We start from the raw sequence: 26,318 nt of genomic DNA on the forward strand, positions 1-26,318 counted from the left end.
GACCTCAGGAGGTGCACGGACGAAGGGGCCCGGGCGATCCGCCCGGGCCCCTTCGCTGTGGTGTTCAGGTCAGCTGTCGATCTGCTGCTGCAGTTCGGCGGCGTACGTCGCGACCTCGGCGTACACGCCCGGGTTGCCGGCGTCCGCGCAGCCGATGCCCCACGAGACGACGCCGAACAGGCGGCCGTTCAGGACCAGCGGGCCACCGGAGTCGCCCTGGCAGGAGTCCTTGCCGCCTTCCTCGTAGCCGGCGCAGATCTCGCCGTCGGCGGTGTAGCCCTCACTCGCGTACGCCTTCTCGCAGTACGCGTCGCCCAGCACCGGTACGTCGACCTTCTGGAACGTGTCCGCGGGGCCGGTACCTTCGGTCTCGCCCCAGCCGTACACGATCGAGGCCGCGCCGGCCGCGTCGGCCGCCTTGTCGGTCTCCAGCGCCAGCGTGTCGACACCCTCGAACGGCGTCGCCAGCGTCATCACGGCCACGTCGTGACCGGGCGACTTACCGTACTCCGGGTCCACCCAGATGCTGCTGATCTTCGATTCCTTGCCGACGGACTTGTCGCTCAGGTCGTCACGGCCCTGAATGGCGGTGTACGTCGATGCGGCCTCCTGCGCGCAGTGCGCCGCGGTGACGATCTTGTTCGCCTTCACCAGCGTCGAGCCGCACCACTCGAGGTTCGGGGACGGCGAGCCGCTGTTCGACAGCTGAATGGCCCACGGGGTGTCGGCGGTGTGGGCGATGGTGCCGCCGACGATGCGGGTCTTGGGTCCGTCGGGCGACTGCGCGGCCGATGCGGAGCCTGCGACGGCCACCGCACCGAGGGACGCCGCGGCGAGTACGCCGGCCGCGAGGGCAGCGCGGACCGCATGCTTCTTTCCTGTCATGCCTCACTCCAGGGTGATAGGGGCCGCACGGGCGGACGGCCTCCTCGCAGGTTCCCTCGAACACCATCCGTAGCGCACCTCCCACTTTGGGTAACACCAGAGTTATGTCCGCATGTCTTTGAGAACCCACCAACCGTTTTCGGGCCGCGGAAATGGTTGGTGGGTTCTCAAAGACGGGGCGGGACTGTCGGTGGCCTCCGGCAGAATCTGCGGCATGACGACGCAGTTGCAGCTCTCGACGGCTCAGGCGCGCCGGGTGGCGCTCGCGGCGCAGGGCTTCACGGACCCGCGCCCCAAGGGCGTCGCCGACATGCGGGCCCTCAGCCGGGTGCTGGGCCGCATCGGGCTGATCCAGATCGACTCGGTCAACGTGCTGAGCAGGACGCAGTACCTGCCGCTCTACTCCCGGCTCGGCCCCTACCCGCGCGACCTGCTGGACCGGGCGGCCGGGAAGGCTCCGCGCCGCCTGGTGGAGTACTGGGCGCACGAGGCGTCGCTGATCCCGGTCGAGACGCACCCGCTGATGCGCTGGCGGATGGCCCGGGCGACGACCGAGGCGTGGGGCGGCCCGCGATCGATCGCGAAGGAGCGGCCGGACCTGATCAAGCAGGTGCTCGCCGACGTCCGGAACCACGGTCCGCTGACCGCCCGCGAGATCGACGACGACGTCGAGCGGGCCCGCGACAACTGGGGCTGGAACTGGTCCGACGTGAAGCGCGCCCTCGAGTTCCTGTTCTTCGCGGGCGAGATCACGGTCGCCCGCCGCAACCAGCAGTTCGAGCGGCTGTACGACGTACCCGAGCGGGTGCTGCCCCGCGCGGTCGTGGAGACGCCGACCCCGACACTCGACGAGGCGCACCGCGGGCTGGTGTCGATCGCGGCCCGGGCCCACGGGGTGGCTACCGCGCAGTGCCTGCGTGACTACTTCCGGACGGCGCCCGCACCGACGCAACAGGCGATCGCCGAGCTGGTCGAGGAGGGTGAGCTGGTCCCGGTCCGGATCGACGGCTGGAAGCGCCCGGCGTACCTGCACCGCGATGCGCGGCAGCCGCGGCGGGTGAACGCGCGGGCCCTGGTCAGCCCGTTCGACTCACTGGTGTACGAGCGCACCCGGACCGAAGTCCTCTTCGACTTCCGGTACCGGATCGAGATCTACGTGCCGGCCGAGAAACGCGTCCACGGGTACTACGTGCTGCCCTTCCTGCTCGGAGACCGGCTGGTCGCCCGGGTCGACCTCAAGGCGGACCGGCCCGGCGGGGTGCTGCTCGTCCAGGCGGCGCACGCGGAGCCGAAGGCGCCGGTGGAGACCGCCGAGGAGCTGGCCGCGGAGCTCGTCCAGCTGGCCGGATGGCTCGGGCTGGACCAGGTCCGGGTGGCCGGCGGCGGTGACCTGTCGCCAGCGCTCAGTGACGCTCTGCGCGGTTCCTGAGGACCAGCTGGGAACTTTCGAGGCCGCTCGGACGTGGGTCGAGTAGGGCCCTGACACCCTCGGGGGCACGCTGCGGGCGTGGCTTGGCACACCCGGCCCCGTACGATGGGGGACGCACGCCTTCCCGGTGGGTCGGCCGTGCCCTGTCGGCGTTCGGCCGCAACCCAGGCTTCAGCAGCAAGGAGTGAACTCCCCACCATGAAGGTTGTCGACAAGGTCCTGCGGATCGGCGAGGGCAAGATCCTGCGCCAGCTGCAGGGCATCGCGAAGATGGTCAACTCCATCGAGGACGACTTCGTCAACATGTCCGACGAGGAGCTGCGCGCGCAGACCGCGGAGTTCAAGGAGCGGCACGAGAACGGGGAATCCCTCGACGCGCTGCTCCCGGAGGCCTTCGCGGTGGTCCGGGAGGCCGCCAAGCGGACGCTGCACCAGCGGCACTACGACGTCCAGATCATGGGTGGGGCCGCGCTGCACCTGGGCAACATCGCGGAGATGAAGACCGGTGAGGGCAAGACCCTGGTCGGCACCCTCCCGACGTACCTGAACGCGCTGTCCGGCAAGGGCGTGCACGTGGTCACGGTGAACGACTACCTGGCCAAGTACCAGGCCGAGTGGATGGGCCGGGTGTACCACTTCCTCGGCCTCGACTACGGCGTGATCCTGCCCGAGATGACCCCGGCCGAGCGCCGGATCGCCTACGCCAAGGACATCACGTACGGCACCAACAACGAGTTCGGCTTCGACTACCTGCGCGACAACATGGCGGGCAGCATCGAGGACTGCGTCCAGCGCGAGCACAACTACGCGATCGTGGACGAGGTGGACTCGATCCTGGTCGACGAGGCCCGGACCCCGCTGATCATCTCCGGCCCGGCCGAGGACAGCCAGCGCTGGTACGTCGAGATGGCCCGGATCGCGAACACGCTGAAGGCCTGGACGCTGGCCGACGAGGCGGAGCTGAAGCGGAAGAACCCGCGGGTCACCGACCTCGAGATCGACGAGACCAAGCGCCGGGTCGCCGACTACGACGTGGACGAGAAGAAGCGGACCGTCGCGATCCTCGAGCGCGGGATCGAGAAGGTCGAGGACCGGCTCGGTATCGACAACCTGTACGAGTCGGCCAACACCCCGCTGATCAGCTACCTGAACAACGCGCTGAAGGCCAAGGACCTGTTCCACCGGGACAAGGACTACGTGGTGGTCGACGACGGCGAGGTCCTGATCGTCGACGAGCACACCGGCCGGACGCTGCACGGCCGCCGCTACAACGAGGGCCTGCACCAGGCGATCGAGGCCAAGGAAGGCGTCGAGATCAAGGAGGAGTACCAGACCCTCGCGACGATCACGCTGCAGAACTACTTCCGCCTCTACTCCAAGCTGGCCGGCATGACCGGTACGGCGATGACCGAGGCGAACGAGTTCTCCAAGGTCTACAAGCTCGGCGTGGTGCCGATCCCGACCAACAAGCCGATGATCCGGGTCGAGGAGCGGGACCTGATCTTCCGCACCGAGGACGCCAAGTTCGACGCGGTGGTCAAGGACATCGTCGACGCGCACTCGACCGGGCAGCCGATCCTGGTCGGCACCACGTCGGTGGAGAAGTCCGAGCGGCTGTCCCGGCAGCTGCTCAAGGAGAACATCAAGCACGAGGTGCTGAACGCGAAGCAGCACGCGCGCGAGGCGGCAATCGTCGCCGAGGCCGGCCGTAAGGGCGCGGTCACGGTGGCCACCAACATGGCCGGCCGTGGTACCGACATCATCCTCGGCGGGAACCCGGAGTTCCTCGCCGACAAGGAGCTGCGCGCTCGCGGCATCGACCCGGCCGAGGACATCGAGCAGTACGAGGCCGAGTACCCGGAGATGCTCGAGCAGTTCGAGAAGCAGGTGAAGGAGGAGCAGGAGGAGGTCCGCGAGCTCGGCGGCCTCTACGTCCTCGGCACCGAGCGGCACGAGTCGCGGCGGATCGACAACCAGCTCCGCGGTCGCGCCGGCCGTCAGGGCGACCCGGGCAAGTCACGGTTCTACCTGTCGCTGGAGGACGACCTGATGCGGCTGTTCAAGCGCGAGATGGTCGACTGGGCGATGTCGCGGAACAACGACGACAGCCAGCCGCTGGAGAACAAGGTCGTCACGAAGGCGATCGCGTCGGCGCAGGGCCAGGTCGAGGCGCAGAACTTCGAGACCCGGAAGAACATCCTCAAGTACGACGACGTGATGAACCGGCAGCGGCACGTCGTGTACGACGAGCGCCGCCGCGTGCTCGAGGGCGCCGACCTGCGCGACCAGGTCAGCGACATGCTCGAGGAGACCGTCACCGGGTACGTGCAGGGCGCGACCGCGGACGGGTTCGCCGAGGACTGGGACCTGGATGCGCTGTTCACCGCGATGAAGACGCTGTACCAGTCGGAGCTCACCGAGGAGGAGCTGATCGAGGAGGCCGGCGGCGAGAAGGCCGGTCTGACCCAGGACTTCCTGGTCGAGCGCTTCCTCGAGGACGCGACCGCGGCGTACGAGCGCCGTGAGGAGCTGCTCGGCGAGGAGGCGATGCGCGAGCTGGAGCGTCGCGTCGTACTGAGCGTCCTGGACCGCAAGTGGCGCGAGCACCTGTACGAGATGGACTACCTGCGCGAGGGCATCGGCCTGCGGGCGATGGCGCAGCGCGACCCGCTGGTCGAGTACCAGCGCGAGGGTTACGACATGTTCGCCTCGATGATGGAGTCGATCAAGGAGGAGTCGGTCGGCTTCATCTTCAACGTCGAGGTGGACATCGAGGCGATGCGCGCCGAGATGGAGCTCGCGAACGAGGCGGCGCTCGCGGACGAGGACAACCTCCAGGGCCGCCGGATCCAGGACATCCTCGCCTCGGGCCCGGCCGCCGCGGAGCTCGTCGACGGTGACGAGGAGCGGCCGCAGGACACGCCGCGGCCGCGGGACACGCCGCGCCTGCGGGCGAAGGGCCTCACCAACGAGCCCCGTCCGCAGCGGTTGACCTACTCGGCGCCGACGATCGACGGTGACGACGAGGTCGCGATGCACCAGGACGCCGTCGAGGAAGGCACCCTGCAGTACGCCGGTACGCCGCGTAACGCCGCCTGCCCCTGTGGCTCCGGCAAGAAGTACAAGCGCTGCCACGGCGACCCTCAGTCGGACGTCTACAAGTTCTGAGCAACGCCTCCAACAGCCGGCCCGCCTTGTGCGGGCCGGCTGTTGTTTGTGTGGTGGCGGCCATGGCGGCGGAGGGCTGGTGTGTGGTGCTCTGGGGTGTATGTGGCTGAGTGAGCGGTTCGGAGTGACGGTTCCGGTGGTTGGGGCGCCGATGGCGAATGTGAGCGGCGGGCAGTTGACCGCGGCGATCTCCGCGGCCGGTGGACTGGGGATGCTGGGGGCCGGCTCAGCCGTCACAGCGGACTGGATCCGCACCGAGGGCGCGATCGCGGCGGCGGGCGGGACGCCGTACGGGATCGGGTTGATGGCGTGGTCGGTGAAGGACCATCCCGAGCATCTGGAAGCGGTGCTGGAGTTGCGGCCCGCGCTCGTGTCGTTGAGCTTCGGGGATTACGCGCCGTACGTCGGAACGCTGCAGGAGGCCGGGATCGTCGTCGCGACCCAGGCCGGCACGGTCGCGGATGCGCGGGACGCGGTGGACGCGGGCGTGGACCTGATCGTTGCCCGGGGCGCCGAAGCCGGCGGGCACGGGCGCAACGCGGTGGCGACATTGCCGCTGCTGCAGGCGATCCTCGACGTGACCGACCTGCCCGTGCTCGCGGCCGGCGGGATCTCCGGTGCCCGTGGCCTGGCTGCCGTGATGGCCGCCGGCGCGGTCGGCGGCTGGATCGGTACGGCGTTCCTGACCTGCGTCGAGGCGCAGACGAAGGAACCCGCGAGGCAGCGCATCATCGAGGCGGACGAGACCGAGACCGTCTACGGCACCGTGTTCGACGCCGCCTCGCGCGCCGGCTGGCCGGACGAGTTCGGCGGCCGCGCGCTCCGCAACGCCTTCTTCGACACGTGGGAAGGACACGAGGAGGAGCTGAAGACCAAGGACTCGGCCCACGACCTGTGGGTCGAAGGGGCCGCCGACCCGGCCCGCGCGTCCATCTACGCGGGCCAGGGCGTCGGCGCACTGACCGGACAGCCGACCGCGGCCGAGGTCCTCGCCGGTTTCGCGACGTACCGCGACTACCTGAGCGCCGCCCTCAACGACGGGTCCAAGTAGTTGCGGTGAGCAAGCACCAGGTCGTTGCACAGCTCCCAGATCTGCTCGACGGGTAGCGCGGCCGCGGTCGCCGGGTCGACCATGACGGCCTGCCGGATCGCCCGCGGATCCTCCTCGATCGCTGCCTGTACGGCGAGTTCGGCGACGCCGAGGTAGGCGCGGTTGAGGGCCGCGCACTGTGCCGGGAGGGCACCGACCGCGGTCGGCCGGACACCGGACGCGTCCACCAGACAAGGGACCTCGACGACCGCACCGGACTGCAGGTTGGGGATCAGGCCGGTGTTCGGGACGTTGCCGTAGACCGTCCGGGATGTGCCGGTGACGATGCTGTGGATGATCTGCGGCGCGTACTCCATCGTGGGCTCGACCTCGACGGGATCGCCGGTCTTGAGGGCGTTGCGGGTGTGCTCGTACGACGCGAGATTCTCCGCGACGATGTCGAGGTACGCCCCGATCGGCAGCCGGAGCCGCTCGACCTCACGGGCGTGGCCGAGGTACCACGGCACGTACTCCGCGGAGTGCTCGCTCGTCTCGGTCGGGTAGAACCCGAGCCGCCGGTACATGTCGACCCGGACGCGTCGCAGCAGTTCCGGATCCGCCGCGATCGCCTCGTCCAACCGGTCGTACAGGTTCTCGGAGCCGCGCTCGAACCGCAGTACCCAAGACTGGTGGTTCACCCCGGCGGCCAGGTACGTGACGTCGTCGTACGGTACGCCGACCAGCTCGGACAGCCCTTGCATCGTCCAGTACACCGAGTGGCAGAGCCCGACGACGTTCCGTACCCCGAGCGCCTTGAGGTACCAGACGTTCATCACCATCGGGTTGGTGTAGTTGAGCAGCCACGCGTCCGGGCAGACGTCGGCGATGTCCTGCGCGAGCCCCCGCAGGACCGGGAACGTCCGCAGCGCGCGGAAGACGCCGCCGACGCCGAGGGTGTCGCCGATCGTCTGCCGGATCCCGTACCGGGCGGGGATCTCGAAGTCGGCGTGCGTCGCCGCGTTCATCCCCACCTGCACGATGTTGATGACGAAGTCGGCGCCGTCCAGCGCCGCGCGCCGCTCGAGATGCGTGCTGATCTGCGGTACGGCGCCACGCTCCTGAGCGATGTACGCCGCCGCGGCCGCCGCTGTCTCGAGCCGCTCGGGGTCGATGTCGTGCAGAGCGATCTGCAACGGCCCGAGCTCGAGCGCGAACAGGTCGGCGAGCAGCCCCTGCGTGAACACCACACTGCCCGCGCCGATGAACGCAATCCTGGTCATGACGTCACGCTTTCCACTGCTAGGTCCCAGTCGGGTTGTGCTGCTGTGCCGCCTGCTGCGCGGGTCGAGAGCGAGCCGCACGCCGCGGCAATCGCGAGGGCGCGGTCCGGGCGGGAGCCGTTCAGTACGGCGGCCACCCAGCCGGCGTCGAAGCTGTCGCCGGCGCCGACGGCGTCGACCGTGTCCACCTTCAACGCCGGCGTCGTGATGACTCTGGAGCCGTTGTGGGCGATGGCTCCGTCGATGCCGTTCTTGACCACGACGAGGGGGCCGCGGCGGGCGAGGATGCCGGCGGCGTCTTCGACCGAGTGGTGTCCGGTGAGCGCCAGGGCCTCGGCCGCGTTGGGCAGGAAGTAGTCCGTGACCCGCAGGACCGGATCGAGGACGGTCCGGTCCCATTTCCCGGCCGGATCGTCGTTCGGGTCCAGCGACGTGGTCGCCTTCGCGGCCTTGGCCTCCTTGAAGATCCCCGCGAGTCCCGCGGCGAGCTCTGGCATCAAGTAGAACGAGGCAGCGTGCACATGTCGCACCGACCTGATGAGGCTGGGCGGCACGTCCTCCGCTGTGGTGCTGGGTAGACATCCGGGGGAGGTCAGGATCGCGCGGTCGTCCCCTGAGGTGAGGATCGTGGTCAGCGGTGTCGGCAGGTCTGGGTCGGTCACCAACGCGTCGACGTTGACGCCCCGGTCCGCGAGCGACGTACGGACGAAGTCGCCCGCCGGATCGTCGCCGACCCGGCCCGCGAAGGCGACGGTCAGCCCGAGCCGGGCCGCGCCGCACGCCATGATCGACGCCGAGCCACCGAGCACGAGCGAGCCACTGGGAACGAGCCGTTCCCGTTGGCCGAAGAGGATCGGCTGGTCGACGGGCCCGACGACCACGTCGGGGTTCGCGTCGCCGATCACGAGAAGATCGAACATTCTGGTCAGCCTTTGAGTCCGGTGGAGGCCAGCGAGCGGATGAACGCCTTCTGGGCCAGGAGGAACCCCAGCAGGACGGGCAGCACGGTGATGACGTTGCCGGCCATCACGGCCGACCACTGGGTGTGGTGCTGTCCCTGGAACGTGGTGAGTCCCAACTGGAGGGTGTAGGTGGAGTCGCTGTTGATCGCGATCAACGGCCAGGTCAGGTCGTTCCAGGTCGCGAGGAACGTCAGTACGGCGACGGTGCTCAACGCCGGCCGCGCGAGCGGCAGCACGATCGACACCAGGATCCGGAGCCGCCCGCAGCCGTCGATCCAGGCGGCCTCCTCGAGTTCGCGGGGCAGCGAGACGAAGAACTGCCGGAACAGGAACACGGACAGCGGTGTGACCAGCGACGGCACGATCAGCGCGCCGAGCGTGTCGATCAGGCCGAGCTGCTTCATCACCAGGAAGGTCGGGATCATCGTCAGCTGGAACGGGATCACCATCGTCGCCAGCATCAGCCCGAGGACCAGCTTCGACCCGGCGAACCGGATCCGCGCGAACGCGTACCCGCCGAGCGACCCGAGCACCAGGTTCGCCGTCACGGCCACCGCGGAAACGATGAGGGAATTCAGGAACCAGCGCGGAAACAACGCGTTTCCGAGCACGTACCGGTAGCCGTCGAGCTTGATCCCGTGCGGCCACAACGCCGGCGGAAAACGGTTGATTTCCGCGTTGCTCATCACCGAGCTGACCAGCAGCCAGACCAGCGGCAACGCGAACAGCACCGCCAGCGGGGCGAGGACGAAATGCCAACCGCTGATGCGCTTCATCGGGCAGCCACCCGCCTCCGGTAGATCTGCAGAGCGGCGCCGATCACGAGCAACGCGACGGCCAAGGTGTACGCCGCGGCCGCGCTGTAGCCGGCCGTGAACGTCTTGAACGCCTTCTCCCAGATGAAGTACACGATCACCGTCGTCGACCCGAGCGGCCCGCCCTTCGTGGTGACGAACACCAGGTCGAACACCTGCAACGCATTGATGGTCTGGAACAGCAGCAGGAAGACCGTCACCGGCGCCAGCGCGGGCAGCGTCACGTGCCGCAGTACGCCCCAACGACCGGCGCCGTCGATCCGCGCCGCCTCGACCAGCTCACTCGAAACCCCTTGCAGGCCGGCGAGATACACGATCACACAGAACCCGGTGCCGCTCCACAGAGAGATCGCGACCAGCAGGTACAGCGCCTGACCGGGATCGCTGAAGAACCCCTGCGCCGGCAGCCCGAGCTTGTGCAGCAGCGAGTTCGCGACACCGAATTCCGGATCCAGCACGAACGAGAACAGCACGCCCTGCGCCGCCGCCGACACCACGAACGGTACGAACACCAACGTCCGGTACAGCCCGATCAACGCGATCTTCCGGTCCAGCGCGATCGCGATCCCCAAGCCGGCGACCACGCTCAACGGTACGTACAGCGCGGTGTAGATCAGCGTGTGCGAGACAGCGGACCCGAATGCCGGGTCCTTCACCAGCGCCTTGTAGTTCGCCAGCCCGACCCATTCGCTGGGCGACACCAGATCGTTGACCTGGAACGACAGCAGCAACGACCACAGCACCGGTACGACGCTCAGTCCCAGAATGATCAGCACCGACGGACTGACGAACGCCCAGCCGGTCGCACCTTCCCCACGCATCCGCCGCTTGGGAGCCCGGGATCGTGGATCGACGGTGAACGTCCCGACCACGCTGGCCATCAGTTCGGCACCGCCAGCACCTGGTTGCACTGGTCGACGGCCTGCTTCAACGCATCCGCGGGACTCTGCTTCCCGAGCAGTACGGCCGCGATCGCCTGACCCATGTGCTCCGAGATCTGCGGGTACGTCGAGATCGTCGGCCGCACCTTCGCGGTGTCGAGGGCCGTCACGAACACGTCGAGCCCGTTCGTCGCCGCGGAATGCTTCTTCCACTCAGGCATTTCCGCGGTGGCCTTGGTGATCGGCAGGCTGCCGCCCTTGATGTCCCACTGCAGGTCCTGCGCCGGTTCGGCCAGCCAGCTGACGAACTCGGTGGCCGCCTGCACCTTGGCCTTGCCGTTGTCGAAGACCGTCCAGGTGTCCGGTCCTGAGATCGTGATCGGCTTCCCGGAGTACGACGGCAGTGGCGCGACGCCGTACTCGAGGCCGTTGTCCTTCAGTTCGGGGAGCTGCCAGGGGCCGGTGGCAACCATTCCCATCCGGCCGCCGAGGAACACCTGGTACAGCTGCTCGCTGCCCGGCTTCGGGTCGACGTACAGCGACTTGTCGGTGCGCAGCCGGTCCAGGGTTTCGAGGGCTTTCTGGCCGACCGCATCGAAGCCGACCTTCTTGCCGTCGCCGCTGACCACGTCGCCGCCGAGGTCCCAGATCATCGGCCAGATCCGCCAGACCGTGTCCTCGTCGCCGACCCCCGGCCATCCGGTGCCGAAGACGCCCTTCGCCGGGTTGGTCAGTTGTTTGGCGGTGGCAACGAAATCGTCCCAGGTCCAGCCGGCCTTCGGCGGGGCGACGCCGGCGGCCGCGAACAGCTTCTTGTTGTAGACCACGCAGAGCGAGTCGAGCAGCGCCGGAGCCGCGCGGACCTTGTCCTTCACGCTGACCGCGTCCTTCGCGGCCGGCCAGTAGTCGTCGATCTTCAGTTTGCCGGTCAGATCGGCGACCTTCGGAGACTTGGTCAGGCTGGCGAGGTCCGACCCGAAGATGTACGCGATATCCGGGTAGGACCCCGCCGCCAGACCCGCGGTGACCTTCTGCAGCATGCTGTCCGCGGTCACGCCGCCACCGCCGCCGACCACCTTGATCTTCGGGTGCGACTGGTTGAACGCGGTGATCAGGGAGTCGATCGCGGCCTTGCCGAGATCCACCTGGCCGTGCCAGAGGTCGAGGGTCACGACGCCGTCGGCGCTCTGATCCTCTTGCTTCCCGCAGGCGCCCAAGGTGCCGACGGCCGCGACGGCCGCGGCCGCGCGCAGGACGTCACGACGGGACAGGTTTCGAGCATGCTGAGACATGACGGTCTCCAGAAGGGGTGGAGGAAAAGGAGTTTCAGCAGGTCTTGCGGACGTACCCGGAGTCGCCCGGGACAGAGACGTCCACATCGCGCTGCACGATCGACAGCGTGCCGCCGTACTGCGAACACGCTTTCCGCCGACCGTTGTCGGTGTACTCGATCACGATCACGTTGTTGCCGAAGGCATCGACGTAGTCACCGCACTCGTCGTACTGGCCGCATTCCTCGGCGACCGCGAAGTCGAGGCCGACCGTGGATCGGGCGCCGGCCAGCTCGACCGTGTTCTTCTGGCCGATGGCGAGGCTCTTGCCGTGTGCGTGGGTGGCCAGCAAGGTCAGGTACGCCTTCGCCTGGCCGGCGGTGAGAAGGTTCTTCGAGCGGGTGTAGCTGTCGTAGTTGTCGGGCTCGATCGCCTTGTAGCCCTTCGCGGCGCAGCCGTCGATCCAGCCGTTGACCTTGGCGGCGATCCGGGTCCGCTTGTCCGCCGTCCGGAGGTCGAGGAGCGGTTCGCCCCAGTCCTCGTCGATCACCAGGTTGCCCGTGGCATCGCGGAGCAGCAGATCGGAGGCCCACTGGCCCTGTTCGCCGGGCTGGACCTGGAAGGCGTTGACGTAGCAGATGTTGTAGAGCCCGGCCGCCGGTGCGGCGGTCCGGTCGCGGGTGACGACCTGGACGCCGGCGGGCGGGGTGTACGCGCCGCCGATCTGGTAGTCGAACTTCGCGTGCGCCGGCGGGAGCGTGACGGCCGCGTCGGCGGGGTTTCGGGTGAGGGTGGAGGCGGTGACTGCGAGGGCGGTGGCCGCGGCTGCTACCAGCAGGCGGCGGATGAGTCTGGACACGATTGCTCCATCGGTCCCGGGGACGCGACCCCGCCTCGGGCTTCTCACCACCCTGGCGCCGGGAAACCGGACTTCAGGCCGTCGGCCTGGTACCGGCTGGGTGCGTCACTGCGGACCAGTGAATCGCTCGCCGGCGGCGCCCGTCAAGCGATCGGCTGCAAACGAGTGCGCGGAACTGCCTGGAGATTGCGGTACTGCGCAGCGCGCGAGATCTTGACAGCCTGGCTTTAAACCGGTTTAGATGCTGTTTAAACCGGTTAAAACGGAGGATCGCGTGACGAAGCGGCCGACGATCGCGGATGTGGCGCGCCGGGCCGGCGTGTCCAAGGGCTCAGTGTCGTTCGCGCTCAACGGGCGCCCCGGGCTGGCGCAGTCGACCGTGGACAAGATTCTCGCGGCCGCCGACGAGCTCGGCTGGCGGCCGAGCAACCGCGCGCGATCGCTGTCGGTCTCGAAGGCGTTCGCGCTCGGCCTGGTGATCACCCGGGATCCGGCCGTGCTGTCGTCGGACCCGTTCTTCCCGGCGTTCATCGCCGGCGTCGAGAGCGTGCTGTCGACGCGCGGCCAGGCCCTCGTGCTGCAGGTGGTCGCGGACGGCTCGGAGGCCGACGGCTACCAGCGGCTCGCGCAAGACGCGCGGGTCGACGGGGTCTTCCTGTCCGACCTCCGGCACGACGACCCGCGGATCGACCTGCTGGTCGAGCTCGGTCTGCCGGCGGTCACCCTGAACCGGCCGGACGGGGACTCGCCGTTCCCCGCGGTCACCCTCGACGACCGACCTGGTACGGGGGCGGTCGTCGAGCACCTGCTCGAGCTCGGGCACACCCGGATCGCGCACGTCGCCGGCCCGCCCGCGTTCGTGCACGCCACGGCCCGGTCCACCGCCTTCGTCGAGACACTGGCCGCAGCCGGTCTGGAGCCGCTCGCGGTCGAGACCGGTGACTTCACGGCGGCCGGCGGGATCGAGGCCACCCGGCGGCTGCTCGCGCTGCCGGAGCCGCCGACCGCCATCGTCTACGCGAACGACCGGATGGCGATCGCGGGTCTCGGCGCCGCCCAGGCCGCGGGCCTGACCGTGCCGGACGACCTGAGCATCGCCGGCTTTGACGACAGCGAGCTCGCCGAGTACGTGCATCCCGGCCTGACCACGGTCCGCGCCGACCCGTTCCGCTTCGGCGAGACGGCGGCCCAGACCCTCAACCGGGTCGTCGACGGCGAGACCGACGTACCCGACGTCGAGCTGCCGCCCGCGGAACTCGTCGTCCGCCGCTCCACTGCCCGCTTAGGAGGAACACGATGAAGGTGCAAGCTGGATTGCTGGCCGTGGTTCTGGCCGGTTCACTCGCCGCGTGCGGGAGCGGCGGTGACGGCGCTGGTGACGCCGACACCGCGGCCCAGGCCCGCGGGCCGATCACGGTCTGGTACTCGAACAACGCCGAGGAAGTGGCCTGGGGCAAGCAGATGGTCGCGGCCTGGAACGCCGAGCACGCCGACCAGAAGGTGACCGCCCAGGAGATCCCGACCGGGAAGTCGTCGGAGGAGGTGATCGGCGCCGCGATCACCGCGGGGAACGCGCCGTGCCTGATCTTCAACACCTCGCCGGCGTCGGTCTCGCAGTTCCAGAAACAGGGCGGTCTGGTGCCGCTGGACGCGTCGTACATCGAGGAGCGGTCCGGCGATGTCGCGCAGCAGTACAAGTCCGCGGACGGGAAGTACTACCAGCTGCCGTGGAAGTCGAACCCGGTGATGATCTTCTACAACAAGAAGATCTTCGCGAAGGCCGGTATCACCGATCCTTCGCTCAAGACGTACGACGAGTTCCTCGCCGCGTCGCGCAAGGTGGTCGCGTCGAAGGCCGCGAAGTTCGCGATCTACCCGGCGCCGAGCAACGAGTTCTACCAGTCCTGGTTCGACTTCTACCCGTTGTACGCCGCCGAGAGCGGCGGCAAGCAGCTGGTGGCCGACGGCAAGGCGACGTTCGCGTCCGACGAGGGCAAGAAGGTCGCGCAGTTCTGGCGGACGATGTACGCCGACAAGCTCGCGTCGCCCGAGAAGTACACCGGCGACGCGTTCGTGGACGGCACGGCGGCGATGGCCGTGGTGGGTCCGTGGGCGATCGCGACGTACAAGGGCAAGGTCGACTGGGGCGTCGTCCCGGTGCCGACGTCGTCGGGGAAGCCGGCGAACGAAATTCACACGTTTTCCGACGCCAAGAACGTGGCCATGTACTCGGCCTGCAAGAACCGCGGAACGGCCTCGGACGTGCTGAAGTTCGCGACCAGCAAGGACCAGGACGGAAAGTTCCTGGCCGCGACCGGGCAGATGCCGTTGCGGAAGGACGTCGCGTCGACGTTCGCCGACTACTTCGCGAAGAACCCCGACTACAAGACCTTCGCGGACCAGGCGTCCCGGACCGTCGAGGTCCCGAACGTGCCGAACTCGATCACGATCTGGCAGACGTTCCGTGACGCGTACTCCAAGTCCGTGATCTTCGGCCAGGAAGACACCGGTTCAGCCCTCGACGGCGCCGCCCAGAAGGTCGACCAACTCGCGAAACAGTCATGAGAAGGCGCCTCCTGGGCGATCATCCGATCGGGACCGCGTTCGTCACGCCGTACGTCGTTTTCCTCGCGGCTGTGTTCGCGTATCCGCTCGGGTTCGCGGTCTACATGTCCTTCCACGACTACTTCTTCGCGGCGCCCGGGGCGATCGTGGACCGGCCGTTCGTCGGGTTCGACAACTACGTGACGGTGCTGTCGGATCCGGCGGTACGGCGGGCGTTCGGAAACGTTCTGGTGTTTCTGGTGATCAACGTTCCGCTGACCGTGGTGCTGTCGCTCGGGCTGGCGAACGCGTTGAACGCGGCGATCCGCTGGCGCACGTTCTTCCGGGTCTCGTACTACGTCCCGTACGTCACGGCGTCCGTCGCGGTCGTCGGCGTGTGGCTGTTCCTGTTCAACTCCAACGGCCTGGTCAACTCGGTGCTCGGTCCGCTCGCGCCCGACCCGTCCTGGTTGGTGAACTCGTCGTTGGCGATGCCGACGGTCGCCATCTACGTCACGTGGAAACAGCTCGGCTTCTTCATCCTGCTGTACCTCGCCGCGCTGCAGAACGTCTCGAAGGACCTGTACGAGGCCGCGTCGATGGACGGCGCCGGCCGCTGGAAGTCGTTCCTCAACGTGACCGTTCCTGGTGTGCGGCCGGCGACCACGCTGGTGGTGCTGGTCGCGACGGTGACCGGCGCGAACCTGTTCACCGAGCCCTACCTGCTGACCGGAGGCGGCGGACCGGACGGCGCCTCCGCGTCACCGGTTCTGATCATGTACCAGCGCGGAATCGAGCAGGGCAACCCCGACGTGGGTTCGGCGATCGGCGTGCTCCTCGTCATCGGAGTCCTGGCGCTCGCGTTGATCGAGCGGCGTTTCGTGGGGAAGGAGGACGCGTGAAGCTCAAGTTCGTCGCCCTGCTGATCGGGGCCTTCGTGTTCCTGTTTCCCTTCTACTACATGCTGATCGGCTCGCTGCAGGCCGAGCCGGATCCGTCGGTTTCCGGAGCGTTTCCGTCACCCGGCAATCTGACCGGACACAACTACGCCGAGATCAACCAGGCGATCCATCTCGGCCGGTCGTTGCTCAACTCCGGGATCTTCACCGGCGGCGTGATCCTCGGGACGCTCGTGTTCGGAGTGCTCGCCGGATACGCGCTGGCCCGGCTGCAGTTCCGCGGGCGCGGCCTGGTGTTCAACCTGATGCTGCTGATCCAGGTCGTGCCGTTCCAGTTGCTGACGATCCCGCTGTACGTGCTGATCGTGCGCAGCTACGGGCTGGCGGATTCCTATCTCGGGATGATGCTGCCGTTCCTGATCAACTCCACCGCGGTCTTCGTTTTCCGGCAGTATTTCCTGCAGTTGCCGGCCGAATTGTTCGACGCGGCCCGGATCGACGGGGCGTCGGAGCTGAGCATCCTCTGGCGGGTCGCCGTACCGCTGGTGCGGCCGGCTCTGCTGACCGGTGTGCTGCTCACGTTCATCGGGCCGTGGAACGAGTTTCTGTGGCCTTTCCTGATCACCAAGCAGCAGGACCTGCAACCGCTCGCGGTCTCGCTGTCCAACTACCTGACGACTGTGTCCGCACGTGCCGCGAACCCGTTCGGCGCCGTGCTCGCGGGCGCCTGTGTCCTCGCCGCACCCGCGGTGACCCTGTTCATCATCTTCCAGCGCCGGTTCATCTCGACGAACCTGTCGTCCGGCGTCAAAGGCTGAAAGGTTTCCTGTGACTGTTCCCTACACCCTTTCTCGTGTCGGCGTGCTGATGACGGCTGAGCCGGGCAACGAACTCGAGGCGGAGGGGGTGCTCAACCCCGCCACCGGGCACACGCCGGACGGTCAGCTGTACCTGCTGCCGCGGCTGGTTGCTAACGGCAACGTGTCACGGGTCGGCCTGGCCGCCGTCGAGCTGGCGGACGGCGTACCGGTCGGTGTCCGGCGCGAAGGTGTCGTGCTCGCACCGGACGAAGGCTGGGAGCGCGGCACGAACAACGCCGGAGTGGAGGATCCGCGCGTCACGTTCGTTCCGTCCCTCGGGCTGCACGTGATGACCTACGTCGCCTACGGTCCGCTCGGGCCGAAGCCGGCCCTCGCCGTGTCGTCGGACCTTCGGGAGTGGCGGCGGCTCGGTCCGCTGCACTTCGAGTACCAGCCCGATCTGGACACCGATCTCAACCTGTTCCCGAACAAGGACACCGTTTTCTTCCCCGAGCCGGTGCCGGGTCCGGACGGCGAACCGGCGTACGCGATGCTGCACCGGCCGATGTGGGATCTCGGATGGTTCCGTGAGGGGGAGGGCGTGCACCTGCCGGCGGGCGTCACCGACGACCGGCCGGGGATCTGGGTGTCGTTCGTCCCCGTGGCGGCCGTCGAGGCCGATCTGCGGAACCTCGTCCACCTGCGTCAGCACCGGCTGGTCGCGATGTCGGAGTACCCCTTCGAGGAGTTGAAGATCGGCGCCGGTCCGGCCCCGCTGCGGGTCCCCGAAGGCTGGCTCGTCATCCACCACGGCGTCACCGGCGAGCAGCCCGAAGGCTTCGACCCCACCACCCAGAAGGTGTGCTACGCGGCCGGTGCGCTGATCCTCGACCCCGACGACGTCACCCGGGTCGTCGCCCGGACCACCGAACCCCTGATGGTCCCGGAAACCGAAGAGGAAAAGGTCGGAACGGTAGGAAACGTTGTTTTCCCGACCGCGATCGAAGAGGTCGACGGCGTGCACTACGTCTTCTACGGCATGGCCGACGCCGCCATCGGCGTGGCCAGATTGGACCGCTTGCCATGAACCCGACCCGCCGCACCGTCCTCGGCGGAGCACTCGCGGTGGCTGCCGCCTCGACAGTCACGCTTCCCGCTGCTGCCACCACCCGCCTGACCAATCTCGCCCACCTCGACTTCCTCCGCGCGTCGGTCTCGCCTCCTGCCGCCGCAGGCCACACCACCTACGGGTCTGGCCCTCTGGGCGTTCTGTGGACGTACGCCGACCACCAGGCGGACGGCTCGTACCGCCGGATCGGTGGTGGGACCTACGACCCGGCGACGAACACCTACGGCCAAGGCGCCTACAACGCGGACGACATCGCCCGGGCCGCCGTCGTCTACCTGCGGCACTGGAAACTCTTCCACCAGGCGACTTCGCTGCAGACCGCCCGCGACCTGCTGCGAGCCCTCACGTTCCTGCAGTCGCCGAACGGAAACGTCGTGCTGTGGATGCAGCCCGACGGCACCCTCAACCCGAGCGCCGAGCCGGTGGAGCTTCCCGACCCTTCCGACTCCGGGCCGTCGTACTGGCTGGCTCGGACCGTCTGGGCGTTGGGGGAGGGGTACGACGTTTTCCGCCGTACCGATCGCGCCTTCGCCGGCTTCCTCCGTGATCGCCTCGAGTTGGCGATCGCTGCTCTCGACCGCCAGGTGCTGATCCGCTACGGCCAGTACAACGTCGTCGACGGCCGCCGCCTGCCCGCGTGGCTGATCGTGAACGGTGCGGACGCCACCTCCGAAGCGGTCCTCGGGCTGTCGGCGTACGTCGCCGCCGGCGGATCTCCGCGCGCCCGTCGAGCCCTCACGCGGTTCGCCGAGGGCATCGCGCAGATGCAGGCCGGCTCGACCCGTGAGTGGCCGTTCCGTGCGCTCCTGCCCTGGGGCGAGTCGATCTCCGACTGGCACGCCTGGGGCGCCCAGATGTCGTCGGCCCTCGCCGCCGCCGCGGCCACGCTCGACGAAAACGTGTTCCTGGCCGCGGCGATCGGTGACACGGCCGGCTTCACCCCGCTCCTGCTCACCGCCGGCGGACCCGACAACGGCTGGCTCCCGGTGCCGATCGACCGCTCCCAGATCGCGTACGGCGTCGACGCCCGCCTGCAGGCGCTCCTCGCGATCGACCGTCCCGGCCAGAAACACCTCGCCGCCTTCGTCGCCGCCTGGTACTTCGGCGCCAACCGCGCCGGCCAACCCATGTACGACGCCGCCACCGGCCGCACGTACGACGGCATCTCCGGCGACGGCGTGATCAACCGCAACTCCGGCGCCGAATCCACGATCCACGGCCAGCTCTCGATGCTCGCCCTCGACGCCCGCCCCGACATCACCCGCCTGTCGGGCGCATCGGCGTACGACGGGCTGCAGGTCATCGAGGCGGAGACGGCCACTGGTGGTGCGGTCGTCGTACCACCCTCGGCGTGGACCGGAGAATCCCAATGGAGCAACGGCTCCTACCTCTCCGTCGACGGTACGGCGACGTGGACCGTGCCACCGTCGACGCAGCCGCGGCTGGTTCTCCCGGTCGTCAACCTCGTCGACACACCCACGCCGGCCCGGACCACCTGGACGAGCGGCGGCCGCACTCTCGGCACACTGGTGCACAGGTGCGGCCCGCAAGGCATTTCGGCCGCACCTGGCGCGCTTCAGCCGCTGACACTCGCCAACCCGCTCCCTGCCAACGTGACCACGCTCAGCGCGCAGTCGACGGGCACGGCTCAGCTGGACGCAGTACTGCTGCTGCCAACGATCAGTAGCTTCCGGATCGGAGCAGCGACGTTGCTGGTCAGCGTCGACACCCGTCCCCGCGTGGTCAGCGCTAGCGGGCACGCGTACACGTACGACTCCAGCGGTCGTCTGGTTGCCCGCGGCAAGCCACTTGTCGTACCCGGAGGCTTCACCGTCGTGCTCGGCTGAGCGCCTCGGCACACCAGTCAGCAACGAACAGCAAGGCCTGACCGCGCTGGTGGAACAGGTACCGGCTGTCGACCTGGCGGTGGTAGGCGTTGTGCGTCGTGTCCGCGGCCCGGCCCAGCAAGCCGGGCAGCAGCCAGGCGTACTTCACACCCGACGCCATCACCGCCAGGCGCACCTGGTCCGGGTCGCCGCGCCAGCCGGCCTCGTGCAAGCCGTCGAGGTAGTTGGCGATGCAGGTCTCTGCCAGCTCGGGCAGGCGCTCGGCCGGCCAGAACAGGTCGAACACCGCGTCCGGGATGTAGTTGCCGATGTCCTCGCCGAGCGCGCCGTCGCCGAGGAACGACCAGTCGAACAGTGCGAGCTCACCGGTCGGTCGCTGGATCACGTTCGACACCCAGAAGTCGAGGTGGCAGCGGGCGCGCGGGAGGGTCGCGACGAGGTCGAGCAGCGCGTCCCGATGGACCAGCAGACCGGTCCAGGCTTCGCGCAGTTCGGCCGGCCAGGTCTCGCGGATCAGCGGCTGCCGCCAGGCCGCGTCGTCGGTCATCAGCTGCCAGGGGACGTCGCGGGTCGTCGAGTAGTCGCGCAGGAAGCCCGTCGACGTCCATGGCCGTTCGGGCGCGGGGCGGGCCTGCCAGCGGCCGCAGGCGCGGGCGAGCGCCGCGTGTTCCGCGAGGCTGAAGTGTGTTCCCGGCGTACCGGCAATGTCGTCCATCAGCAGTACGGCGCTGTCCGGTCGCTCGTCGACCTCGGCGGCGGGGAGGACCAGTCCGGCGTCGGCGAGTTGGTCGCGGAGCTCGTCGTCGCGATAGACCTCGAGTTCGCGGCGCCAGTAGTTCCAGTGCCGCGGCTCGGTCGACGCCGCCCACGGGCCGGACGAGTCGCTCGGCCGCCGCAGTTCCTTGCGTACGGCGGTCCGTCCGTCGGCGTACGTCACCCGTTCGACGTTCGCCGTCACCGCGTTGAGCGGGTTGTGCCGCAACGTCGTCGTACCGACTTCGGTCATGAGGAGAGTTTGTCAGCCCAAGAGGATCTTCGGTGGCAGACCGGTGAGGGCTTTCACATCGCGGGTGAAGTGGGCCTGGTCGGCGTACCCGGTGAGTACGGCGACGTCAGCGAGCGGGAGGCCGGTGCGCGCGTGGTCGAGGGCAACATTCATCCACAGGACCCGGTCGAGGGTCTTCGGCCCGTAGCCGAAAGCGTCCAGGCAGCGGCGGTGCAGTTGCCGCTCGCTGAGGCCGATCGTTGCCGCGAGACGGGAGACTCCGGCGGTGCCGCGGAGCAGACCGCCGCGGACGCTGCGGAGTACGTGCGCGGTCAGCCGGTCGGTGGGGTCCTCGAGCAGTTTGGCGACCTCGAGGTCGAGCGCTGTCGCGCTGTCGGGGGCCGCCCGGATCCGGTCCAGCAGGCGCCGGCTCCGGTTCGGCGACCACAGATCGGCGAGGCGGACCCGCTGGTTCAGCAAGTCGCGGGCCGGTACGCCGAGGAAACCCGGCGCGGCGCCCGGCGCGAACCGGATCCCGGCGTACCGCGTGCCCCGCGGCGCGCTGCCCGTCCAGGCGCGACTGTCCGGACCGGCGACGATCAGGTCGTCGTCCATCAGCAGCAGATCCATACAGCCGTCGGGGAGGATCCGGTACTCACCGCCCTCCGCCGTCCGTGTCCACAGGTCGGCGCCGGCGATGCGCGCGGGGCGCTCCCGGTACGGCTCGACAGCGACAGTCACCTCTCCAGTCTGCTACGCGCTTCCGACAGTTTGCTGTTGGCCGTTCGGGGCATAAGAGGTCCTGTGACGCGACGTGACGATCTGTAAGGGGTTCCACTGCTCGGGCGGACGATCGCACCGGAGGGATCCGGCCTCGTCCTCGCCGAATGGGAGGCCGCGGGCCGTACGTCGGACGAGGTGGCGTGGCAGGCGCCGCTGCATGTGCATCACACCGACGACGAGGCCTGGTACGTGCTGTCGGGAACGATGCGGATGCGCATCGACGGCGAGGACTACGACGTACCGGCCGGGTCCGGGATCGTCGGGCCGCGCGGGGTGCCGCACACGTTCGGCAACCCGGGCGAGGAGCCGGCGCGGTACGTGCTGGTGATGTCGTCGACCACCAACGCGATGCTGCGCGAGTTGCACGGCGGGTTCTCGGGTGATGTGGCGGCGCTGTTCGAGAAGTACGGGTGCTCGCTGCTTGGGTGATTCAGAGCAGGACGTCCAGGACCGGTACGTCGACCGGCAGGTACTTGACCAGGGCAACGTTCTCGCGGATCAGCTCGTCGCGGACCGCCGTACCCGTGCGGCGATCGATCACGGTCCGCCAGATCTCGTTGCGCCGGAAGTAGTCCGCGCCGACCCGGAGGAACCGCTCCTCCTTGGCGAACACCCGGTACGACGACGCGACCGGGACGTCGGCGAGGATCTCGCCCTCGAGATAGCGATCGCCGACGCCGACGTGCAGCTGGAACGTCTGGTCGGTGTCGTTGCGGAACTGCAGGTCCACGTAGTTGTAGACGATGCTGCAACCGACGCCCCACGGCAGCACCCGCCCGTTGTCCGGGAACGGGTCGAAGCTGTGCGTTGACCGCTGCGTCACGGTCAACGGCGAGTGCAGGACCATCCAGTGCAGCAGGTTCGCCAGCTGGCAGATGCCGCCGCCGATACCCGGCTTCGCCTGCCCGTTCGACAAGCGCATGCCCTTCACATAGCCCTTGCGGCGGGTCGCGTTGCCGACCACCTTGTTGAACGAGAACGTCTCACCCGGCCGGATCACCAGCCCGTCGACCTGCGCGCAGGCGAGCCTCAGATTCGTCACCTTGTTGTGCTGCATCCACATCTCGGTCTCCCCGAGTTGGCGCAACAGCAACGACTTGTGCCGCTTGATCCTGACCGGAAGGTCGCCCACCTCGCGCGTCCCGGCGTACGGCGTACTGGACGTCATCCACTCCAGCCGCTTCGCTGCACGGTGGTAGCGCACCGCCAACGGATACAACGCGCGAACACGCTCACTCCACCGCCGCCGACGTACCGCGGGCAGAACCCGCGCGCGCTCAGCCGCCGTCAACTCCCGAACATCAACCTGCCACGCCGCTGCACTTTCCAGCATCCCATTCCCCCGAACCAGACGACCTCGGCCACCGTACGCCGCCCCAGCAGCAGCCAGATGACGAAAAGCCCACAATCGAATTGCGCCTCTGCCCTCGTTGGATGCGCAGGGCGCCCGGTTGGTTTGGCCGTCGCTCTAGCCGAGTTCGAGTGCGGTGCAGACCCAGCGGTTGCGGCGAACCTCCAGCCGAAACGCGACCGCCCGCGAACGCTGCCCGTGCCGCACATGCGCGGCGACCTCGGCGATCCGCGGCTCCGGCATGAATACCCGCACCGAACGCACCGTGCTCTTCTCCTTCGCCCCACGCGTACCTGCGGTCGAGTTCATCCCGAGCATCCGCACCCGCCGGTTCAACTCCATGAACACCACGTCGTCGGTGAACCGCACCAGCTGCGAAATCGGCCGATCCCCCGCCAGCACCTCCGAAACCGCCTGAGCCAACCGAGCCCCCCAAACCCGAACCTCCGGCAACACCGGAGCCGCCCCCGGCACCCCCACCCTGGCGAGGGCGGTGTCTGTTGTCTTGAGCGACGCCTGGGCCCCGTCAGGTTGCCCAGGCGTCGCGACCGAGTGCGTGGCAACCGGCGGCACCACGCTGAGCTTCCGGCTCTCCTTCGCCACCCCACCGCGCTCTTCCGGAGCGGCGTCCAACGGCGGTGCCGACACAACACCGAGTCGCGTGATCGCCTGCAACCGCAGCGCCAACGCCCCATCCGTCAGCTCACCGGCGTAACGCGCGGTCGCCGGCACAGCGTGCTCTCCAACCTCCGCAGCAACCGACGCCAACCGAGGCCGAGCCACCGCAGCCAACATCCCCACCACATCCACCGGCGTGCCAGTAGTCGGAGTGTCAGCGGCTGCAGGCTTGGTTGTTGGGGCATCTGTGGCGGTGGGGACAGAGTGAGCGGCAGGCGGTGTGGTTGGGGCGGCCATGGAAGCCTCCGTTGCGTCCGGGTGGGTGGGGGCGGCGGTGAGCGGAGCAGTGTGCTTGGGGTCTTCCAGCGGGAGGTCTTCCGGCTGGAAGTGGTGGGGCTGGCTCATGTCACTGCTCCTGGGGGTGGGGCGGGAGGTGGTCGCCGGTGGGTACGGGCGGGATGCGGAGTACCTGCCCGGGGAGGATGAGGTCGGGGTCGTTCCCGATCACGTGGCGGTTCGCGGCGTACCAGTCGGGCCAGCGGGCGGCGATCGCTTGGGTGGTCGCGCTCGGGCCGAGCTCGCGGGCGGCGATGCTCCAGAGCGAGTCGCCTTTCCGTACGACGACCCGCACGGGAACGGCCGCCCGCAGTTCCGTGTACCGCGTCGGCGCACCCGACGTCGGCCGATCCGGCACCCCCACCCGAGCCCGCCCACCCACAGGCCCGTCGCTCACGCCCTTCTCTCCACCGGCAGGCAGGTTGTTCCCGCTCTTCGGGGCGTCGGTGGGCTGGTCGCTGCTCTTCGGCTGGGCAGTAGGCGAGGCGGTTGAGTCCACTGGTCCGGTGGGAGCTGCGGGCCGCGCAGACGCCGTACGTCGGCTGGTGGAGTCATCGGGTGTGGTCGGGGTGGTCAGGTGGACCTGGGAGGGCGGCTCGGTAGCGCGGTGGTTGGGCTGCGGCGTGCTGCCCAGCTCGACCGTGGAGCGGGGCTCGGTCGCTCGGTAGTCGTTGGTGTCGGCCGTGCTCTTGGAGCCGCCGAGTTCTACCGTCGAGTGAGGCTCGGTGTGGCGGAACGACGTGTCCGCGCCGCCGAGTTCGACCATCGAGCGGGGTTCGGTGGCGCGGTAGGAGGTGTCGTGGCCGGCGAGCTCCACGGTGGAGTGGGGCTCCGTGGCGCGGTAGTTGGTGGTGGTGGCGGGGTTGGTCCATTGCTGGACGTGGGCGGTGTCGCTGGGGGCGGCGTGCGCTGCGCTGACGGTCAGGGGAGTGACGGCGGCGACGCCGAGGCCGGAGCGGAGTAGGGCTCGGGCGGTCTTGGTGGTGATCCGGCCCGCGACGGCTCCGGCGAGGGCGCCGACCGCGCCGGGGATCTGCTCGAGTGCGGTGAGTACGACGGCCAGCACCAGCCACCCGTACGCGATCCAGGCGACCGTCCCGACGGCGAGAACCGTCAGCGAGTCCAGGTCGTAGGTCCGCAGGCCGCTGATCGAGCCGGCGGTGAACCACCGCAGGAGCAGGCCGAGGCCGATCAGACCTGCCAGCGCGAGCGTGCCTTTGATCACCCGGATCATCGCGTTCATCCCGCTTCGCCCCCGACCTATGAGTTTGCGTTAGTTTGCTTTGGCTTGACCACTATAGACCGGTACTACGCCTGCTTTGCAAGTCCTTAACGCACGCTGCGTGGGTTTCCACTGCGGACGGTGACGGCCGCGGGGCGCGGTGAAGCTCGGGACCGGTAGGTTCACGGTCATGCGGTGGGATGCGTTGTTCGCGGACCTGGAGTCGCAGTTCGAGGCGCTCCAGGAGAGCGATCTGTACGGCGAGGTGGCCGATCGGATCCGCGCCGAGGTCGGGAAGATCACGGTGCTGGACCGTCTGCGCGGGGCGGTGAACACCGTCGTACGCGTCGAGCTGATGGACGCGGAACCGGTCCGTGGGCTGCTCAGCCGGGTCGGGAAGGACTGCCTGCTGCTCGAGACCGAGCGCTACGAGGAGTGGCTGATCCCGGTGGACGCGCTGGTCGCCGTACACCGTCTGGGGCCGTGGGCGGAGCCGGCGGTCGGAGCTGTCGAGGGGAAGCTCGGCCTGACGCATCTGCTGCGGGGGATCGCGCGGGATCGCTCACCGGTCACGCTGTTCTGCAGTGCGGGCGGTCCGGTCACCGGCACCATCGACCGCGTCGGCGCCGACTTCCTCGAGCTCGCCGAGCACCCCCTGGACGCACCCCGCCGCCGCAGCGAGGTCTACAACGTCCGCCTGGTCCCAACCCAAGCCCTCCGCGCCCTACGCCGCCGGTAGCGCCCGGCCAGTGCACCCCTCGCGGGGGCCGTGAACAGGCAATTACCTGTTCCCACACCCCATTTCCTGTGCAACCCCTCCAGCGCCAGCCCGCTGAGGGGAGGCGCGAGCTAGAGGTTGGCGTCCTCGGTGGTGTCGACCTCTTCGCCGAAGGGGTGGGTGTCGATGAACTGTTTGGTTTCGGTGTAGAGGCGTTCGATGTACTTCTCCAGCTCGGCCGACTCGACGCGCCACTGTCCCCGGCCGCCGATCTTGACCGCGGGGATGTCGCCGCGACGGACCAGCGCGTAGACCTGGTTCGCGGAGATGTTGAGGACCTCGGCGACGTCGGCGAGCTGGAGGAAGCGGGGACCCGGCATCGTCGTACTCCTTCGGATAGTGGCTGGTTCCTTCAGTTTGCCACGGTTGGCGAGTGGATGGCCGAGTTTGTCCCCAGGCCATGACAGCCTGTGGATGACCGTTCACCCTGCGAGCGGTCAGCAGGC

The 26,318-nt window shown here is 68.7% G+C and carries 24 protein-coding genes; 11 read left to right on the forward strand and 13 right to left on the reverse strand.

Annotated features, from left to right (window positions below):
• Window positions 1-69: 69 nt before the first annotated feature.
• Complete coding sequence (locus tag E0H92_RS23710; protein ID WP_131460118.1) at window positions 70-885, reverse strand: S1 family peptidase; 816 nt, start codon at window positions 883-885, stop codon at window positions 70-72.
• Between the two features lie 214 nt (window positions 886-1,099).
• Between E0H92_RS23710 and E0H92_RS23715 the strand changes: the two genes are divergently transcribed.
• The 3 genes from E0H92_RS23715 to E0H92_RS23725 all read left to right on the forward strand — a co-directional run bounded on the left by E0H92_RS23715 (window position 1,100) and on the right by E0H92_RS23725 (window position 6,533).
• The gene (locus E0H92_RS23715; protein WP_131497755.1) at window positions 1,100-2,314 is read left to right on the forward strand and encodes a winged helix-turn-helix domain-containing protein; all 1,215 of its coding nucleotides are present in this window, start codon (window positions 1,100-1,102) and stop codon (window positions 2,312-2,314) included.
• Between the two features lie 198 nt (window positions 2,315-2,512).
• Window positions 2,513-5,482 (forward strand): preprotein translocase subunit SecA, encoded by a 2,970-nt coding sequence (gene secA / locus E0H92_RS23720; protein ID WP_131460116.1) that lies wholly within the window; start codon window positions 2,513-2,515, stop codon window positions 5,480-5,482.
• Between the two features lie 151 nt (window positions 5,483-5,633).
• On the forward strand, window positions 5,634-6,533 hold the full coding sequence (locus E0H92_RS23725; protein WP_238173563.1) for an NAD(P)H-dependent flavin oxidoreductase: 900 nt from the start codon (window positions 5,634-5,636) through the stop codon (window positions 6,531-6,533).
• Here E0H92_RS23725 and melA read toward each other — a convergent pair.
• From melA to E0H92_RS23755, 6 genes are read right to left on the reverse strand one after another with little or no spacing between them, the layout of a single operon-like run.
• Complete coding sequence (melA, locus tag E0H92_RS23730; RefSeq protein WP_131460114.1) at window positions 6,497-7,792, reverse strand: alpha-glucosidase/alpha-galactosidase; 1,296 nt, start codon at window positions 7,790-7,792, stop codon at window positions 6,497-6,499. The genes E0H92_RS23725 and melA overlap by 37 nt on opposite strands.
• Window positions 7,789-8,712, reverse strand: coding sequence for a carbohydrate kinase family protein (locus E0H92_RS23735; protein WP_131460113.1), 924 nt, complete (start codon window positions 8,710-8,712; stop codon window positions 7,789-7,791). Before E0H92_RS23735 ends, melA begins: the two co-directional genes overlap by 4 nt.
• A gap of 5 nt (window positions 8,713-8,717) precedes the next feature.
• The gene (locus E0H92_RS23740) at window positions 8,718-9,530 is read right to left on the reverse strand and encodes a carbohydrate ABC transporter permease (protein WP_131497756.1); all 813 of its coding nucleotides are present in this window, start codon (window positions 9,528-9,530) and stop codon (window positions 8,718-8,720) included.
• Window positions 9,527-10,450: a carbohydrate ABC transporter permease gene (locus E0H92_RS23745; RefSeq protein ID WP_131460111.1), complete on the reverse strand. Its 924-nt coding sequence runs from the start codon at window positions 10,448-10,450 to the stop codon at window positions 9,527-9,529. Before E0H92_RS23745 ends, E0H92_RS23740 begins: the two co-directional genes overlap by 4 nt.
• Complete coding sequence (locus E0H92_RS23750) at window positions 10,450-11,742, reverse strand: ABC transporter substrate-binding protein (protein ID WP_131460110.1); 1,293 nt, start codon at window positions 11,740-11,742, stop codon at window positions 10,450-10,452. The genes E0H92_RS23745 and E0H92_RS23750 overlap by 1 nt, the downstream gene beginning before the upstream one ends.
• A gap of 34 nt (window positions 11,743-11,776) precedes the next feature.
• Complete coding sequence (locus E0H92_RS23755) at window positions 11,777-12,580, reverse strand: endo alpha-1,4 polygalactosaminidase (protein ID WP_238173564.1); 804 nt, start codon at window positions 12,578-12,580, stop codon at window positions 11,777-11,779.
• A gap of 274 nt (window positions 12,581-12,854) precedes the next feature.
• Between E0H92_RS23755 and E0H92_RS23760 the strand changes: the two genes are divergently transcribed.
• From E0H92_RS23760 to E0H92_RS23785, 6 genes are read left to right on the forward strand one after another with little or no spacing between them, the layout of a single operon-like run.
• Window positions 12,855-13,880 carry a LacI family DNA-binding transcriptional regulator gene (locus E0H92_RS23760; protein ID WP_131497757.1) on the forward strand — a complete coding sequence of 342 codons (1,026 nt, stop codon included), beginning with the start codon at window positions 12,855-12,857 and terminating at the stop codon, window positions 13,878-13,880.
• Window positions 13,877-15,145, forward strand: coding sequence for an extracellular solute-binding protein (locus E0H92_RS23765; RefSeq protein ID WP_131460108.1), 1,269 nt, complete (start codon window positions 13,877-13,879; stop codon window positions 15,143-15,145). The genes E0H92_RS23760 and E0H92_RS23765 overlap by 4 nt, the downstream gene beginning before the upstream one ends.
• Window positions 15,142-16,026 carry a carbohydrate ABC transporter permease gene (locus tag E0H92_RS23770; protein WP_131497758.1) on the forward strand — a complete coding sequence of 295 codons (885 nt, stop codon included), beginning with the start codon at window positions 15,142-15,144 and terminating at the stop codon, window positions 16,024-16,026. The genes E0H92_RS23765 and E0H92_RS23770 overlap by 4 nt, the downstream gene beginning before the upstream one ends.
• On the forward strand, window positions 16,023-16,841 hold the full coding sequence (locus tag E0H92_RS23775; RefSeq protein WP_131460106.1) for a carbohydrate ABC transporter permease: 819 nt from the start codon (window positions 16,023-16,025) through the stop codon (window positions 16,839-16,841). Before E0H92_RS23770 ends, E0H92_RS23775 begins: the two co-directional genes overlap by 4 nt.
• A 10-nt stretch (window positions 16,842-16,851) precedes the next feature.
• Window positions 16,852-17,910 (forward strand): glycoside hydrolase family 130 protein, encoded by a 1,059-nt coding sequence (locus tag E0H92_RS23780; protein WP_238152498.1) that lies wholly within the window; start codon window positions 16,852-16,854, stop codon window positions 17,908-17,910.
• Window positions 17,907-19,799, forward strand: coding sequence for a hypothetical protein (locus E0H92_RS23785; RefSeq protein WP_131497759.1), 1,893 nt, complete (start codon window positions 17,907-17,909; stop codon window positions 19,797-19,799). Before E0H92_RS23780 ends, E0H92_RS23785 begins: the two co-directional genes overlap by 4 nt.
• On the opposite strand, the gene E0H92_RS23790 is transcribed toward E0H92_RS23785, so the two are convergent.
• Window positions 19,780-20,805: an aminoglycoside phosphotransferase family protein gene (locus E0H92_RS23790; RefSeq protein ID WP_131460104.1), complete on the reverse strand. Its 1,026-nt coding sequence runs from the start codon at window positions 20,803-20,805 to the stop codon at window positions 19,780-19,782. The two genes, E0H92_RS23785 and E0H92_RS23790, sit on opposite strands and share 20 nt — an antisense overlap.
• Window positions 20,806-20,817: 12 nt before the next feature.
• Complete coding sequence (locus E0H92_RS23795) at window positions 20,818-21,525, reverse strand: helix-turn-helix domain-containing protein (RefSeq protein WP_238173565.1); 708 nt, start codon at window positions 21,523-21,525, stop codon at window positions 20,818-20,820.
• A 177-nt stretch (window positions 21,526-21,702) separates the two neighbouring features.
• Here E0H92_RS23795 and E0H92_RS23800 point away from each other — a divergent pair, with 177 nt between their 5' ends.
• On the forward strand, window positions 21,703-21,996 hold the full coding sequence (locus E0H92_RS23800; protein WP_165549930.1) for a cupin domain-containing protein: 294 nt from the start codon (window positions 21,703-21,705) through the stop codon (window positions 21,994-21,996).
• 1 nt (window position 21,997) lies between these two features.
• Here the strand turns inward: E0H92_RS23800 and E0H92_RS23805 are convergent, their stop codons facing one another.
• The 3 genes from E0H92_RS23805 to E0H92_RS44710 form a co-directional block, all read right to left on the reverse strand.
• Complete coding sequence (locus tag E0H92_RS23805) at window positions 21,998-22,771, reverse strand: VanW family protein (RefSeq protein ID WP_238173566.1); 774 nt, start codon at window positions 22,769-22,771, stop codon at window positions 21,998-22,000.
• 264 nt (window positions 22,772-23,035) lie between these two features.
• Window positions 23,036-23,650 carry an Rv3235 family protein gene (locus E0H92_RS23810; RefSeq protein WP_131497762.1) on the reverse strand — a complete coding sequence of 205 codons (615 nt, stop codon included), beginning with the start codon at window positions 23,648-23,650 and terminating at the stop codon, window positions 23,036-23,038.
• Window positions 23,651-23,942: 292 nt separating this feature from the next.
• Window positions 23,943-25,115, reverse strand: a complete 1,173-nt coding sequence (locus tag E0H92_RS44710; protein ID WP_202873786.1) for a LysM peptidoglycan-binding domain-containing protein — start codon at window positions 25,113-25,115, stop codon at window positions 23,943-23,945.
• 169 nt (window positions 25,116-25,284) lie between these two features.
• On the opposite strand from E0H92_RS44710, the gene E0H92_RS23820 reads away from it, so the two are divergent.
• Complete coding sequence (locus E0H92_RS23820; RefSeq protein ID WP_131287411.1) at window positions 25,285-25,833, forward strand: hypothetical protein; 549 nt, start codon at window positions 25,285-25,287, stop codon at window positions 25,831-25,833.
• A gap of 110 nt (window positions 25,834-25,943) precedes the next feature.
• Here E0H92_RS23820 and E0H92_RS23825 read toward each other — a convergent pair whose 3' ends face one another.
• Window positions 25,944-26,192: a helix-turn-helix domain-containing protein gene (locus E0H92_RS23825; protein ID WP_131287409.1), complete on the reverse strand. Its 249-nt coding sequence runs from the start codon at window positions 26,190-26,192 to the stop codon at window positions 25,944-25,946.
• Window positions 26,193-26,318 lie beyond the last annotated feature (126 nt).

This window comes from Kribbella speibonae, assembly GCF_004331375.1.
GTDB classification, from domain to species: domain Bacteria; phylum Actinomycetota; class Actinomycetes; order Propionibacteriales; family Kribbellaceae; genus Kribbella; species Kribbella sindirgiensis.